The organism is Helicobacter salomonis (genome assembly GCF_900197775.1).
In the GTDB taxonomy this organism is placed as follows: Bacteria; Campylobacterota; Campylobacteria; order Campylobacterales; family Helicobacteraceae; genus Helicobacter; species Helicobacter salomonis.
Window position 1 is genome coordinate 1 of the sequence record NZ_FZMA01000011.1, and the last position, 14,938, is coordinate 14,938.

The 14,938-nt window shown below is 44.5% G+C and carries 13 protein-coding genes and 5 tRNA genes; 10 read left to right on the top strand and 8 right to left on the bottom strand.

The window, feature by feature from the left end:
• Nucleotides 1-513 precede the first annotated feature (513 nt).
• Nucleotides 514-1,641: a hypothetical protein gene (locus tag C6H04_RS02510; RefSeq protein WP_104732240.1), complete on the bottom strand. Its 1,128-nt coding sequence runs from the start codon at nucleotides 1,639-1,641 to the stop codon at nucleotides 514-516.
• A gap of 2 nt (nucleotides 1,642-1,643) precedes the next feature.
• Nucleotides 1,644-2,489: a hypothetical protein gene (locus C6H04_RS02515; RefSeq protein WP_233711478.1), complete on the bottom strand. Its 846-nt coding sequence runs from the start codon at nucleotides 2,487-2,489 to the stop codon at nucleotides 1,644-1,646.
• A 377-nt stretch (nucleotides 2,490-2,866) separates the two neighbouring features.
• Here C6H04_RS02515 and C6H04_RS02520 point away from each other — a divergent pair, with 377 nt between their 5' ends.
• Nucleotides 2,867-3,202 (top strand): DUF485 domain-containing protein, encoded by a 336-nt coding sequence (locus C6H04_RS02520; RefSeq protein ID WP_104696276.1) that lies wholly within the window; start codon nucleotides 2,867-2,869, stop codon nucleotides 3,200-3,202.
• 64 nt (nucleotides 3,203-3,266) lie between these two features.
• The gene (locus tag C6H04_RS02525) at nucleotides 3,267-4,850 is read left to right on the top strand and encodes a cation acetate symporter (protein ID WP_233709822.1); all 1,584 of its coding nucleotides are present in this window, start codon (nucleotides 3,267-3,269) and stop codon (nucleotides 4,848-4,850) included.
• Here C6H04_RS02525 and C6H04_RS02530 read toward each other — a convergent pair.
• From C6H04_RS02530 to accD, 3 genes are read right to left on the bottom strand one after another with little or no spacing between them, the layout of a single operon-like run.
• Nucleotides 4,831-5,865, bottom strand: a complete 1,035-nt coding sequence (locus C6H04_RS02530; RefSeq protein WP_104732241.1) for a hypothetical protein — start codon at nucleotides 5,863-5,865, stop codon at nucleotides 4,831-4,833. The genes C6H04_RS02525 and C6H04_RS02530 overlap by 20 nt on opposite strands.
• A 46-nt stretch (nucleotides 5,866-5,911) precedes the next feature.
• The gene (locus C6H04_RS02535; protein ID WP_104732242.1) at nucleotides 5,912-6,340 is read right to left on the bottom strand and encodes a 23S rRNA (pseudouridine(1915)-N(3))-methyltransferase RlmH; all 429 of its coding nucleotides are present in this window, start codon (nucleotides 6,338-6,340) and stop codon (nucleotides 5,912-5,914) included.
• The gene (gene accD / locus C6H04_RS02540; protein WP_104732243.1) at nucleotides 6,337-7,185 is read right to left on the bottom strand and encodes an acetyl-CoA carboxylase, carboxyltransferase subunit beta; all 849 of its coding nucleotides are present in this window, start codon (nucleotides 7,183-7,185) and stop codon (nucleotides 6,337-6,339) included. Before accD ends, C6H04_RS02535 begins: the two co-directional genes overlap by 4 nt.
• A gap of 93 nt (nucleotides 7,186-7,278) precedes the next feature.
• Here accD and C6H04_RS02545 point away from each other — a divergent pair.
• The 5 genes from C6H04_RS02545 (at nucleotide 7,279) to C6H04_RS02565 (ending at nucleotide 7,687) form a co-directional block, all read left to right on the top strand.
• Nucleotides 7,279-7,354 (top strand) — tRNA-Lys (locus tag C6H04_RS02545).
• A tRNA-Glu gene (locus C6H04_RS02550) sits at nucleotides 7,355-7,429 on the top strand.
• A gap of 2 nt (nucleotides 7,430-7,431) precedes the next feature.
• Nucleotides 7,432-7,507 (top strand) — tRNA-Val (locus C6H04_RS02555).
• Between the two features lies 1 nt (nucleotide 7,508).
• Nucleotides 7,509-7,585: transfer RNA gene (locus tag C6H04_RS02560), tRNA-Asp, on the top strand.
• A 26-nt stretch (nucleotides 7,586-7,611) separates the two neighbouring features.
• Nucleotides 7,612-7,687: transfer RNA gene (locus tag C6H04_RS02565), tRNA-Glu, on the top strand.
• On the opposite strand, the gene C6H04_RS02570 is transcribed toward C6H04_RS02565, so the two are convergent.
• Entirely contained in the window at nucleotides 7,688-8,419 is a 732-nt protein-coding gene (locus tag C6H04_RS02570) for a cell surface protein (RefSeq protein WP_233709821.1), read from the bottom strand.
• A gap of 109 nt (nucleotides 8,420-8,528) precedes the next feature.
• Between C6H04_RS02570 and der the strand changes: the two genes are divergently transcribed.
• Genes der through dnaN form a run of 3 tightly spaced genes read left to right on the top strand, consistent with a single transcriptional unit; the run spans nucleotide 8,529 to nucleotide 12,706 of the window.
• The gene (gene der, locus C6H04_RS02575) at nucleotides 8,529-9,842 is read left to right on the top strand and encodes a ribosome biogenesis GTPase Der (RefSeq protein WP_104696271.1); all 1,314 of its coding nucleotides are present in this window, start codon (nucleotides 8,529-8,531) and stop codon (nucleotides 9,840-9,842) included.
• Nucleotides 9,842-11,575 carry an ATP-binding protein gene (locus C6H04_RS02580; protein WP_104732244.1) on the top strand — a complete coding sequence of 578 codons (1,734 nt, stop codon included), beginning with the start codon at nucleotides 9,842-9,844 and terminating at the stop codon, nucleotides 11,573-11,575. Before der ends, C6H04_RS02580 begins: the two co-directional genes overlap by 1 nt.
• Nucleotides 11,576-11,608: 33 nt before the next feature.
• The gene (gene dnaN / locus C6H04_RS02585; protein WP_104696269.1) at nucleotides 11,609-12,706 is read left to right on the top strand and encodes a DNA polymerase III subunit beta; all 1,098 of its coding nucleotides are present in this window, start codon (nucleotides 11,609-11,611) and stop codon (nucleotides 12,704-12,706) included.
• Between the two features lie 8 nt (nucleotides 12,707-12,714).
• On the opposite strand, the gene C6H04_RS02590 is transcribed toward dnaN, so the two are convergent.
• Both C6H04_RS02590 and C6H04_RS02595 read right to left on the bottom strand, forming a co-directional pair.
• Nucleotides 12,715-13,710, bottom strand: coding sequence for a HoxN/HupN/NixA family nickel/cobalt transporter (locus tag C6H04_RS02590; RefSeq protein WP_104696268.1), 996 nt, complete (start codon nucleotides 13,708-13,710; stop codon nucleotides 12,715-12,717).
• A gap of 106 nt (nucleotides 13,711-13,816) precedes the next feature.
• Nucleotides 13,817-14,818, bottom strand: a complete 1,002-nt coding sequence (locus C6H04_RS02595; protein WP_104732247.1) for a HoxN/HupN/NixA family nickel/cobalt transporter — start codon at nucleotides 14,816-14,818, stop codon at nucleotides 13,817-13,819.
• Nucleotides 14,819-14,938 lie beyond the last annotated feature (120 nt).

Consider the following 14,938-nt stretch of genomic DNA (forward strand, 5'->3'; position numbering starts at 1 on the left):
AAGTTTTAAGCCACAACCCTGCGACTTTCTTCCCATGGCTTGCAGATGGCTTCAAGTGCGGTGCAAAGACCCTAAGCTTCTTTTGTGTCTGTTTGTCTACTTTCGCCGGCTCGTCCTCTTTTTCACATACAAGGCACAGGAAATGATCACCCAGATTATTTCTTTTAATGGCTAAGGTCTTGGGTTTGCCTACAAAAGGACTTAGGGGTGTAGAAAGATCACAAAAAAAGCACTGATATACGCTACTCATGGGAGTGCTATTTGTGTGATATGGGGGCAGAGTTTTGTTGTGCTCTAGAGTTGACATACTCTCCCATAACTAAAGTTAGAGGATTCTAGCTTTAGTGGAGATCGCGGCTTCAAGCGGGACAGCTCCATTTGGAGTCTTACATTCCCTATTCCAAAGGTTGATGCCCCAACCCCAAGGGTATTACCCCTTGATTGCACAAATATTAGCACAGCTATGTTGGTGCTAGCCTTATATCAAGGGGTAAAAACGCAATCTTTCAATCCTCAATCCTCTCTTTTGTATTCATAAATAAAAGGCACAGGGTGGTAATCCACCACTCTATTACCACAAGCTCCCATGCCAAAAAAGGCATCTTGCCAATTAGCCCATTTGTGTTCTGGGTGCTTCTCTTTGGGGCTGGAGCAATCAAGATTGACATAATAAGTGCCCTTAATGGCAAAATAATTTTGGAACAAGGCAATTTTAGTGGCGTTGTTTTGGCGGCAACGGACTTGGTGGTTAAAGGTTTGGATATCGCCATTGTTATCGGTGTTTCGCTCATCCGTGAGGATGATATGCAGATTTGCCTTTTTAAGCATTTGGGGAAAATCCTCCACAATGCGCTGGCTTTGAGCGAAAATCTCCATATTACTATCAGCCACACTGGGTAAGACAATATAGAGGTCTTTAGCTTGGGGGTTTTGAGAGAGGATCGTAACGATTTGAGAGGTAGGAATGAGATCAAAAAGGGCGTTAAAATCGCGGTGGTAGTAGGCATCATTAGCCTTTTGCATCTCTTGCATGCTCTGCCTAATCATTTGGCGGGCTTGCTTAAATCCACCAGAAGGGTTAGTGAGTTCAATAGCCAAAGTGTTGCCCTTGTCTAAAATCCATGTGCTATAAGTGGTGGTGCGCACACCCCAACCATAGAATGCGCCTTGATGTGCTTGGCTATAATCCTTGATCTGGGCGATGTTAAAATCTGTCCCTTCTAAGGGTTTTAGAGATAAAAGGGCGATGTCTCTAGGGTCGGTTTCTTCTCCCTCATCATCCCCTTCAGGCACCTTATTGTTTAACATATCCCTAATCTTAGGGGGCGTGTTCTCATAGGCGCGCGCCTCTTGTATTCTCTGCTGGATATAGGTTTTCTCTTGGGGCGTGGCGCGCTCTAAGAAATCTTGAGCCCTGTAAGCTTGGCTGTTATCTTTACTCACTACAAAGACATACAATTTGTCATATACTTTAGAGCGCACGGCAACCACCACATCAAACTTAGCATTTAAACTCGTGCGCTCTTTTTCAAGGGGATTAGCACCTAAAAACTTAGACAACGCTTGTAAATTATCCTCACTGGTAAGCCCACCAGCAAGCAAACTACCCATACAAAGGCATAATAACATTAACAAACGCATGGTTAATCCTTTTTAGGGAGTGTGTAAAAGAGGGGCAAGAAGAAAGCCAGATCATCTGAATCTGTAACGCGATTTTTAGCAAGCCCAAATCTTAGGGTTAACTTGATGTTCTGGGTGATGCGCGCCTTGAATTTATATTCTAACGCATCAGTATCCAACGCATCAGGGTCTAAACGCGTGCATTGTTGCAAACGCGCTATGGTGCTAAGGTGTTGTAAGTTTTGTTGGAAATATTGTAAGCAAAGAGCTGCCCCCAAGAAGAGAGTATTCTCCATACTTTCAATAGGGTATTCTCCTAATAACACCACATGCACCCTTGCCTCTTTAGCGAGCTTTTCCAGTTTAGCCACAACCTCTTTAGGCAAAGCTCCTTGGGCGATGTAATAGACCTCTTTAGAGGGGTGTTTAGATGGGGATTCTAGGGTCATAATGTTTTTTGGGGGCAGTGCCTTAATAAATGCTTTAAAATCCTTAGCATGCGTGCTGATAAAACGCTCCTTTTGCAAGGGGGCATTATGCTTTGCTGCTTGCTGACGCAACTCTAGGATTTGCTTGTAATCTCTTGGATCGGGCAAAACCAGCCCTCCGTTGGCAGCTAACATTAAACTACTTTTGGGATCCCATAAAGACACTTCTTGCTCTTGGGTCTGCACATTCTGCGCTAACAGCACATTAAAAGAGGTGGAGTGTAAGGGCACCTGCTTTAAGATCATAAACACAGCCTTTGGTTTGGAAGAGGGGACAAAATGCAAATACACCCGTTTGGTGGCTTTGGTGTCAAAATCTGAGGGGTTAGCCCAAAGCATGGAAAGTAAGCAGAGCCAAATGAGGGTTATAGATGGGCGCATGTGGTGACCCTTGTTGTTGTTTTCTTTCAAGCAAAAAACCCACCCCTTTTTAGCAATTGTAATGAACGCCACATAGTATCCTTGTAGTCTAGTTACAGCGTATAGCCTTTTCTTCAGGTTTTATATCCTAAGAGAATGATTTTATACCTGTTTTGTGGCTACATCTCGCGTATCGATTTTACACATCCTTAATTAGGTTTGTGCGGAGCTCTGTGTGACACTTAAAACTTGCGGGCTGTAATGCCCGGGCAGATAGTTTTTATCGTTACTAAATATCACAATCACATCTCAATAGGAAGAATGTGAAGGCTGAAGACACTCAGTATTTTAGTTAATCTGTGCAACACTTCTCTTAAGCAATATCGAAAGGAGAATGCATGCAAAAAATGTCTCAAGAATGTGTGCGGTCGTGGAAGGCGTTCGTAACCATGCGAACTAAGGTCAGTTGGTGGCTCGCTGTCGGGGTTTTTGTGTGTTACTACGCATTTGTATTGGGGATTGGACTTTTTCCTGAAGTCTTAGCCTATCGTCTAGGGCCTAGTGCCATTACACTGGGCATCATGGCTGGAGTTTTTCTGATTCTGCTATGTATTGCGTTGACAGGACTCTACACCTTTTTGGCAAATGAATACTTTGATCGTAGGCAGGCGGAAATTCTCGATCAGCTCAAACAGAATGGCGCATTGGAGGGCATGCAGCATGGCCAAATTTAAATTCTTATTCATATTCATTGGGTTATGTGGCGCAGGTGTTCTTGGAGGTGCGGGTTTTTCAGACATGCAAGTGAACAAACAGGCATTCAACCCGACAGCTGTTTCCATGTTTGCTCTCTTCGTGTTAAGCACTCTTTTCATCACCTATTACTCTAGTAAGAAAAGCCAGAGTGCCAGCGGTTTTTATACTGCAGGGGGGAATATCACAGGTTTGCAAAACGGAGTCGCTATCGCTGGAGATTATATGAGTGCGGCGAGCTTTTTGGGTATCACAGCTTTGGTGTTTACCAATGGCTTTGATGGACTGATTTACTCTGTAGGATTTTTAGTTGGATGGCCCATTATTCTATTCTTGATTGCTGAAAAATTCCGCAATCTTGGTAAATTTACCTTTGCAGACATCACGGCCTATCGACTAGAATCTAAACCCATCAGGCTTCTCTCTGCCATCAGTGCTTTAAGTGTTGTGATTTTCTATTTAATTGCGCAAATGGTAGGAGCAGGGCAGCTCATTCAATTGCTGTTTGGACTTCCCTATTCTCTAGCAGTAATATTAGTTGGTATTTTGATGATCTGTTATGTCGCTTTTGGGGGCATGCACGCCACGACATGGGTCCAGATTATCAAGGCAATTCTACTTTTGTTGGGAGCCAGCTTTATGGCTGTGATGATTTTGTATCTCACCAAGTTTGATCTCAGCTATTACTTTGCCCAAGCCATCAAACACCACCCAAAGGGTGAGGCCATCATGGCTCCGGGCACTTTTTTACCCAACACAACTGCAGCGGTATCCTTGGGACTTGCGCTCATGTTTGGGACAGCGGGTTTGCCCCATATTTTGATGCGCTTTTTCACAGTTAAAGATGCCAAAGAAGCGCGTAAATCCGTCTTTTACGCGACTGGTTTCATTGGTTACTTTTATATTTTGACCTTCATTATTGGATTTGGTGCCATTGCATTGCTCTACGCACACCCTGACTTTGTCAACTCAGATGGCACTTATAATGGGGTGAAAAACATGGTGGCCATCAATTTAGCAGGAGTGGTAGGAGGGGATGTGTTCTTGGGCTTTATTAGCGCCGTAGCATTTGCGACCATTTTGGCCGTTGTCTCTGGATTAGCAATTTCAGGGGCTGGGGCGATTAGTCATGACTTGTTCGTCAATGTCTACAAGGGGGGAGTGTGCGATCCCAAATTGGAAATAAAGGTTACCAAAGGTGCCACTATTTCATTGGGCGTGCTAGCCATTATCTTGGGGCTCGTGTTTGAGAACCAAAATGTCGCCTTTATGGTTGGGCTTGCCTTTGGTATTGCTGCCAGTGTCAATTTTCCCATTCTCTTTTTAAGTATCTATTGGAAAAACCTGACTACAAAGGGAGCTTTCTGGGGTGGCTTGATTGGTTGGCTAGCGGTGGTTACCATGGTTTTACTCAGCCCTAGCATCTGGGTAAAAAGTTTCGGCCATGCGCAAGCCATTTTCCCCTATGATCACCCAGCTATTTTTTCCATGCCCTTGACTTTTATCCTAATTATCTTGATTTCCAAGCTCGATCGCAGCGCACGCGCGCAAGTGGATAAGGCTGGCTTTAAAGCCCAGGATTTTCGTGCACAGAGTGGTGTGGGTATTTCTAGTGCAAGCGTGCACTAGGGGTTCCAAAGAAAACTTCTAGGGGGTAGGTTTTATCTAGGGTTTTGAGCTCTAAGTAGGCGTTGATCGCCATAAACTCGTCCTTAGGGTGGCTATTCAAGCGTTCTCTGGCCTGATCAATCATCTCCAAATCGAGCATAACATAGAGAAAGCTCTTCTCAGCGTGCTCGTCCTTGGCTGCTAGAGCTTCGAAAAATTTAAAGCGTGCATCTGGAGCAAGGAAAGCCTTGGATTGCTTGGCCAAACGCAAATAGTCTCGCCCCTCATAGCCCACCAGAGTGCACAAACGCACCATTTCTTCTTGCTCTAGTATAGTTTTACCTTGCCAGTAAGTATCAAGGAGACGATCCAAAACATCTTTGTCTAAGAGTTTTTGAGCCCCTTTAAGTGCCTTAGCTAAGTCTTTGCTCGATCCACGCTCCATGATAGCGATGAGTGCGGCGCGCCTGATCTCTGGATTTAGGTCCTCACGCTTGAGAAAATCCTGCGCGTATTTGAGGTCTTGGTGAACTTGGTTACGCAGATTGTGGAGATAAAAGGGATTCTGAGGGGCAAAATCGTACTTGTGCAAATCTACGGCGCGATCCTCATTGATGTCTTGGTAATAGGTAAAAAGACGATCGATTTTCTCATACCCGCTTTCAGGGCTGCTTGGATCGGCATGGAGATTAAAACGACTAAGAACCTTAGAGAGGGTAGAAAAAGTAGGGTTATGGTAATGAGATTTGGTGAAAGTATTTTTGATATCCTGCTCTATGATCTGTTGCACGAGTTTATCTAGATCGCGCCGCTCATGGTAGCGAGAGAATAAGCCTGTAACATTGCCATAGAGCACAAAGAGCAATGTAAACCCAAAGAAGAGCAACACAATCCCCACAGCCCAAAGAGCAATGGGCAAATCTAAAGTGCTTGTAGAGATAGAAATGGAAAAATAACCCGGAGCGATGCCATGTACATACCAACCCAATACAATGATAAACAACAGCGTAAAAGCCGTATAATAACGCAGTTTCATAAGCTTCCTCCAAAACGCGCATTATAGCCTAAAGTAGCTAATAGCTCTATTTGTGGTAGGGGTGGTGGTGTAAAAGACTTAGTGCTCTGAAGATTTGTTCACATAGCACTAATTTAGCGATTTCGTGGCTGAATGTGAGTGCACTCAAGGAAAGAGTGCTGCATTGATCTAGAAAGGCCTTCTCAAATCCCAAAGCGCCTCCAATGAAAAAATGCACACGGGCATGCGCAGCTAAAAATTGGCTAAAACTCTCACTGGTATAACTAACGCCACTGGGGTGCAGTGCTAGAGCGAGTGTGCGTGGCTTGAGATAGGGGCTTAGGGCTTTGGTGTAGCTGACTTGATTTGCCCCCTTAGGAGGGATATCCACCACTTGCAAAGTCGCATTAAATTGCTGGCACTGGCGCTGGTAGTGCTGGACAAGGGGGATAAGTTGAGGATTAGGTTTAGCGATGGCGTAAATACAATAGGTCATGTGTGCGTGAGCATGCCTACCAGGTCACTGATACTCTTTTTAAGGTCTTTACGCTGGATAATCATATCAATCAAGCCATGCTCTAATAAAAATTCCGCACTCTGGAAACCTGGAGGCAACTCCGTTCCGATAGTCTGCTTGATCACACGCGCGCCTGCAAAGCCAATCATCGCGCCCGGTTCGGCAATGATGAGATCGCCCAAAAAGGCAAAAGACGCGCTCACACCTCCAAAGGTTGGATCTGTGAGCAGGGAAATAAAGGGCAATTTGGCCTCTGAGAGTTTGTTAAGGGCTGCACTAGTCTTGGCCATTTGCATGAGCGAATAAGTGGATTCCTGCATGCGCGCCCCCCCGCTGGCTGAGACGATCAAAAGAGCTTGTTGTTTTTTCACCGCTCGATCAATGGCACGCACGATCTTCTCCCCCTCTACAGAGCCCAAAGAGCCTCCCATAAAGGCAAAATCAAAGATCACGACCTGCATTCTGATTCCATTGATTTCCCCCTCTCCGCCAATCACTGAGCTAGGCCGCCCCGTTCTAGCCTGGTATTTCTTCACACGTTGTTTATAACTCTCTTTGTCCACGAAGTTGAGTGGATCGACGGGTTTAAGTTCTTTATCAAACTCGACAAAAGTCCCCGGATCGCAGAGAAAATCGATGCGATCGTTAGCCCCCATGCGAAAGTGGTAATGGCATTTCAAGCAGACATGATGTTTGGCAAACACTTCTTTGTAATACATCAGTGCATTGCACTGGGGGCATTTAATCCAATGGCTTGGCATGTCTTGTTTAGATGCTTGCACTCTGTTCTTCTTTAAGTTTTTTAGAAAATCCGCAAAACCCATATAATGACCTTAAAGAGTTAATGTGGGTTATGTTAGCACATTTAGTCTTGACAAAGCCTTGTAAAAATTGTAATATTACTCTTTCGTGCAAATGACCCGTTAGCTCAGCAGGTAGAGCAATTCCCTTTTAAGGAATGGGCCGCTGGTTCGAATCCAGCACGGGTCACCAGGCTCCTTCATCTAGTGGTTAGGATACCACCCTTTCACGGTGGTTACAGGGGTTCAAATCCCCTAGGAGTCACCACAGGTCGCTTAGCTCAGTTGGTAGAGCGCCACCCTTACAAGGTGGATGTCATAAGTTCGAGTCTTATAGCGACCACCATGGAGCGGTAGTTCAGCTGGTTAGAATACCTGCCTGTCACGCAGGGGGTCGCGGGTTCAAGTCCCGTCCGTTCCGCCACCTCATTTAAACAACACTCTCCGCAAGACCCCTTCATCTAGTGGCCAAGGATACCACTCTTTCAAGGTGGAAACGGAAGTTCAAATCTTTCAGGGGTCGCCACTATCTAGGGCATTCTAAAAAGAGTTCGAAACTTGCTTTATTGCGCAACTCTCGTTTGAAGTCCAGATTAATGGTGATTTCCTTGCTCTGTGCAAAAGTATCGATGAGTTGTTTGCTAACTACCACACGACAACCGGTAACATTGAATTTATAGGGGATTTTATCAATGATGATTTGAAAGCGCGTGGGCGTTCTAGGCTTGAGCGCATAGCGTTGGTAAGAAGTGTTGATACTGGCTTCTGTCTCAGGTTTTTGCGAGTATTTATAGGTATTAATTCGCCCCTCCACATTAGTGATTCGCGTTGCCGAATCGTTGAGAGAAAAGATTTGGGTTTGCCTCTTAGTAGACAATGTCTCCCCCTGCATGAATTTCTGCAATTTAAAGGAGTAAATCTCCAAGAAAAGTTTGCCATGGGATTCCATAACACCCACATCTTTTTGTTTTAAAGGATAATAGTTCTCTTGGGAGAATACAACCTTTTTAGGACTATCTCCCTTAACCTTGATGACTTGTTTGGTAGTAGTCGTGCTAGCTGATGGACTAGGGGATGGTGTAGCATGATTATGGTTAACCGTATTGGTGATATCTTCTTTGTAATTGAAATTATAACTAATAGGCTGGTTGGTGTAGGGATGTTGAGCGCATCCAAAAGAACCTAGAAGGATAGCAACACAGACCGCGACAACGCCATAAAGATTATCAGAATTGAGTGCCCCAAACACTTTTCTCATCAAAAAACCCTTCTTAAGTTTTAAAGCATATAATAGGTAACTATGTCTTAATTATAGGGGTTTTAGTAAACTTCATGCTTAAAGCAAAACCTAGCAATACAGGCTTAGGATGTCCGTGATCGCTCTTGTAGGTCGCCCTAATGTAGGGAAAAGCTCCCTATTTAATTGCCTAACTAAGGGCAGACGAGCCATCACCTCCGCAGTCGCAGGCACAACTAGAGATATTAAACCGGCCGTGGTTTCTCTAGGAGGGTATTTTGTGCGACTCTTAGACACTGGAGGTCTCGATCCTGGACATGTTTTAGGAGCCCAGATCACCAAACACAGCCTCGAGATAATCCAAACATGTGATCTCGTGCTCTATGTTGTAGATGGAAAGCAAATGCCCTTAGATGAGGATAAGCATTATTTTCACCAGATGTGCCAAAAGGTGCAGCATTGCTTTCTCATTGTCAATAAAATAGATAATGATCAAGAGGAGATGGAGGCCTATGGTTTTGCGAGTTTTGGGGCGAAGGCAATGTTTTGTGTTTCAGCTAGCCACAATAGAGGTCTTCAAACCCTCATAGAGGCTGTGATCACTGCGCTAAATTTTCAAAAGACTCCTCAAGAGATGCTCCTCCACACGCCTGCGATTCAAGTGGGCATTATCGGACGCGTGAATGTGGGAAAAAGCTCCCTACTCAATGCTTTAGTGCAACAAGAACGCGCCCTAGTTTCAGAGATCGCGGGCACAACCATTGACCCAGTGGATCAGAGTATTACTTACCAAGGGCAGGAAATTTGCTTCGTGGATACAGCGGGTTTGCGTCAAAGAAGCAAAATTCAGGGGTTAGAGAAATACGCCCTAGATCGCACAACGAAGGTACTCGAGCAATCCCAAATTGCCATCTTGGTATTGGACGCTAGCACTCCCTTTGTAGAGCTAGATGAGAAGATCGCCGCTTTGGTAGATAAACATCGTTTGGGTGTGGTAGTTGTGTTTAATAAATGGGACATTAAGCATGCCAAGTTTGAGGCAATTATGGAGAATTTCACGCATAAGTTCAAATTTCTGCACTACGCGCCCACGATTACAGCCAGCGCGCTAGACAAGCGACACATTGAAAAAATTAAAGACAAAATCCTGGAGGTGTATGCACATTTTTCTAAACGCATTTCTACCAGCACACTTAATCAGGTCATTACAGAGGCAACTCAAAAGCATCCCCTGCCCAGCGACCATGGCAAGATTGTACGCATTTACTACAGCACTCAGTTTGCTTCCTGTCCACCCCAAATTGCTCTAGTGATGAATCGCCCCAAAGCCTTGCATTTTAGTTACAAACGCTATCTCGTGAATGTGTTGCGCCAAAAGTTCGGGTTTTTAGGTACTCCCATTGTCTTGAGCACACGGGACAAGAAAGCTCAGATCGAATCCTAATGCAATACCTAATCGATTTTTTGGAGGCAAGCGATGTCAAGCAGGCACGCATTTTCTACGCACTCAAATGTAGCGTAGAAGAGGCCTTGATTCTGCAATATTTAGCCAAAGAATATCTCAAAGGCCATGTGGAGGTGGAAGTCTTACCTCTATTAGAGGCTCTTTTCCAAACCCATGATTACCAAGCTCTCAATTATCTTGAGCATGTGAGAAATCTCTTAGAGCTCGAATGGATTTCCCAAGAAAAGCGCATTAAACGCTCGGAAGTCTTGCTCCTAGAATTAATGGATAGTTGCATTACCCTTAGTTCTGCGTTTTTCAAACTCGCCCAAGAAGGGCACAGCGCACACCCATTTTTAGATACCACTCCCTATGAAGATCATCTCGATTACTTCAATGACTGGTTTTTAAAAATTGACTTGCTACGTAAGCTCCAGCGACAAAAAACCCTCCAAGCTAGCACGCACACTCAGCAACAATTACAACTTTTAGAGCACAAGATCAGGGCGCGCACAGAGCTCACCTCTAACCCTCTGTCCGTCCAAAAATTTTTACATAAACATGCCTTGAGTGCTCAGGAAACGACCCTCTTCTTTGCCCTACTTAAGAATGAGTACGGAGAGGATTACAGCAGACAAGAAGATACTTGTGATTTTAAAAGCCTGCTAAATTTACTCAGCGCAGATGGGAGTGCACGCCAGAGCAATGCTATTCTATTAGGCCCTCAGAGCACCCTCATCAAGAAACATATTATGGATTTTGAGGAACTGCTTGATCCCTTTGAGCGAGGGATGATTCGCCAATACTTTTTGCAAGAATGGGTGATCAATGCTATCACTGCACCTAACCCTCACATCAAAGGCAACGCCACCCTCAAACATATTCTCAAAGATAGTGATATTTTCGAGGCCTTAGAACCCAAAGTAGGTTTAGATGCGGTTATTTTAAGTCAAAAAACTAGGGAAACCTTAGAAATTCTACGCAAACAAATGGAGCCTGCGATACAAGCACGCCTCAAAGCATGGGGAGTAAAAAGTGGAGCGCGCCATCATATCCAGGCTAAGATCATCTTCTATGGTCCTCCAGGCACGGGTAAAACCATGAGTGCGCTCGCCCTGGCCAAGAGCTTGAAAAAAGAAGTGTTGTGTTTTGATTGCTCTAAAATCCTCTCCATGTATGTGGGTGAATCCGAGAAGAATGTGCGCAAGATTTTTGACGATTACCACAAGATTGCCAAGCAATGCAAAAATCCTCCCATCCTCTTCTTAGACGAAGCCGATCAATTTTTAAGCAGTCGCACTACAGCGGGCAGTGGGGCAGATAAAATGCACAACCAAATGCAAAATATCTTTTTGCATCAGATTGAGAAATTTGAAGGGGTGCTTATCGCCACCACTAATTTGTTAGAAAATTTGGATACTGCCTTTTCACGCCGTTTCAACCATAAAATCGAATTCAAACTTCCCACCTTTGAGCAACGCGTGCAGCTATGGCAACAACACCTGCCTCAAAATGCCCCCTACGCTCCTCCACATACTCCCAAAACTCTTGCTCATGCTCTTGCAAGGTATGCTCTAAGTGGAGGGCAGATTGCCTTGGTTGTCAAGAACACCGCCTACAGAGTTGCAACCTACCCACACCCCACTTTTACCCTAGAGGACTTTCTCGTCGAAATCAACAAGGAAAGACGAGGCAATTTTGAGGGCGCTAAAAATATTGGATTTGGGGTTTAGGCCTCTTATCCTAAAATCGTCTAAAGGAAATTTGTGAAGTTTGTCATTGCCAAAACCCAGCTAGAAAGCGCGCTCAAGGACCTGATTGCCTTTACTGATAAAAAGGATTCAAGCAACATTGCTTCTCATGTGTGCATGGAGGCGCAGCAAGATGTGCTAGTGTTGCAAGCCAATGATCTAGAAATGGGCTTGTGTTTAACTTTAGAAGTTAGCGCACAAGAGGAAGGTAGTGCAACCCTGAATGCAAGGCACTTGCTAGACATTGTGTCTAAATTAGAGTCGGGCGACTTGATGCTAGAGCGCCAGGAGGATTTTGTACATGTAAGCTTCAAGCGTTCTAAATTTAAGCTACCTTTATTTGACAAGGCATATTTTCCAGAATTCCCTGCCTATGCGCACCTGCCCCATGTGCATTTTAGCGACACTACTTTGGGCGATCACTTTAAAAAGCTTGCCCAAGTGATCACAACGAATGCGTCTAAGTACGAATTTACAGGTGTCCTTTTGGCACTTCAAGAAAGTTTAGAACTTGTAGCCACAGATACTAGACGGCTTTCTTTAGTGCAGATGGAGGTGGAAAAATTAAATACAGATACGCGCACAGAATTTATCCTTCCCAAGCGTGCCATGCTCGAGATCATTAAACTCTTTAGGGGAGATTTTGACATGTTTTACGAACCTAAAAAATCTGAAGATTCACAAGAAGCCAGCATGCTCTTTTTCAAGAACGCCTCAATGGTGCTTTTTTCCAAACTCATCAGCGGGAAATATCCCAGCTATCAGGCCATTATCCCCGCCAGTTTTGCACACCAAATCAATCTCAAGACCCAAGATTTTAAGGAGGCAATTAATGTTACCCATGCCTTGGGAGCAGTGACCAAGATCATCTTCCATCCCGATAAAATTGAGTTTGAATCCTCGAGAACAGAAAGCTCCGGCTTTGCTTCTACCTCCATAGAGGCCAAAACCCCCCTAGAGGGTTTTGTAATCCACGCCCAAGCACGCTACCTGCTCGATGCTCTCAATGCTCTCGCCACCCCCACTTTCGAGCTCTGTCTCAATGCTCAGGACACGCCCTTTGTGATCCGAAAAGATGCTTTTATGACAATCATCATGCCCGTGGTGGAATGATTCCAAGATCATGCTCTAGGCATACCCCATCTCTCCTCGATGCGCCCAAATTTCCAAATTCCATAGGAAAATGCCCACACGATGACAAAAACACCAACAATATAGTAGCCTAAATGCTCAAAATCCAAGTTTTGAATATAACCTAGCATGCCTGCAAACTCCCAGTGCATTTGTTCACTAAGCACTTGAAAGAGTTGGATAGAGCCAATTCCTAGCGCAACAATCACACCTAAACTTGTGATTGTGATATTGTAATAGATTTTACGCACAGGGGTCTTGAAGGCCCAATCATACGCCTTAACCATAAAAATCCCATCGCAGGTATCAAACAAAGTCATTCCGGCCGCAAAGGCGATGGGCAGGGCCAGCATTCCCAAAATGCTCGTTTCAATCGCCACGCCAGCCAAAGCCAAAAGGGCAATCTGGCTTGCCGTTCCAAAACCCAGACCAAAGAGAAAACCAACAGGGAAGACATGCCAACTCTTAGAAATAAAGCCAAATAAAGAGCTAAAGAAGCGTTTCATCAAACCATTTTCATCCAACATGGTTTCTAGGGCTTCTTGTGTGTATTTATTTTGGCGACTAGCTTTTAAAACCTTAAAGAGGTCTGCCAAGATAGAGGCATTGAGAATACCCACCAAGAGCAAGAACAAGCCTGAAACCATCATACCCACCACACTGCCCACTTCCTCCAAGATGGGGGCATGGTGTTTAGCCCAGTGAAAGGCAAAGGCACTAGCCACCGTTACTAAAATCACCACGCTAGAATGCCCCAAAGAGAAGTAAAAACCCACCCCCATTGCATCTTGCTTTTGCTGGGTGAGTTTACGCACGGTATTGTCAATACAAGCGATATGATCGGCATCAAAGGCGTGTCTGCTGCCCAGAATATATGCCGTGAGTGCGGTGCCATAAAAGAGCGGATTATCCGCTAGGACTAATAAAACCAAAACCAGTAGATGTAAGAATAAAATTGCTAAAGCATAAGGTAACCACGAACGCATGTTAGAATCTCCATACTTTTTTGTTCAACAAATTCTAACATGATAACCATTCTTATTTCTTAATGCGGTTTGGCAAACCAACTAAGTTGTGTATTTTCTACACAGACTAAGCTCCAGCATTCCTACTCCACTTCTCTTCAATGCGCCCAAATTTCCAAACGCTATACGAAATAGCCCACACTAACACGAACATACCCACGAGATAGTAGCCTAAATCTCCAAAATCCAAGTTTTGAATATAGCCTAATACGCCACCAAACTCCCAGTGCATTTTTTCGCTCAGCACCTGGAAAAGCTCCACCAAGCCAATGACCAACGCCACAATAACCCCCAAACTTGTGATGGTGATGTTGTAGTAGATCTTGCGTAAAGGGGTTTTAAAAGCCCAATCGTATGCCTTAACCATAAAAATCCCATCACAGGTGTCAAACAAGCTCATCCCCGCGGCGAATAGAATGGGTAAGGAGAGCATGCCCAAAACACTGACTTTAACCGCAGCCCCAGACAATGCCATGAGCGCGATTTCACTAGCCGTGTCAAAACCCAACCCAAAAAGAAAACCGATGGGATAAAGATGCCAAGATTTAGAGACAAAGGCGAAAAGAGGCTTAAAGAAGCGTCCAATCAAACCTCTCTCTTGTAATTTAGCCTCCAATAGCTCCTGATTGTAATGTGCGTTGTCGCGGGTTTGTTTGAATATCCGCAACAAGTCTACCAAAATCGCTGCATTCAAAATCCCCACGATTAACAAAAACAAGCCAGAGACTAAAGTTCCGATAATCCCACCGATTTCCTTGAACATCGGGGTGTGTTCATTAGCCCAATGCACGGCAAAGGCAGTGGCGACGATCATCAAAAACACTACACTGGAATGCCCTAATGAAAAGTAGAAACCCACACCCATAGCATTCTGCTTCTGCTGTGAAAGTTTACGCACGGTATTGTCGATACAAGCGATATGATCAGCATCAAAGGCATGCCTGGCCCCGAGCACATAGGCCCCTGTAGCAAGAGCGTAAAAACTAGGTTGATTAGCCATGACTAGGAGTATCAAGCCCACAAGATGCAACAACGCAATGACAAGCACATAAGGTAACCATTGGCGCACGAGAACCACCTCATTATTTTGAATTAAATAATACGCCATTATAAAATGTCTTAACAAACAGATACTAAATGATACCAGACATTCCAAGACAGACAATCCAAATCTTACAAGTCGCGTAAA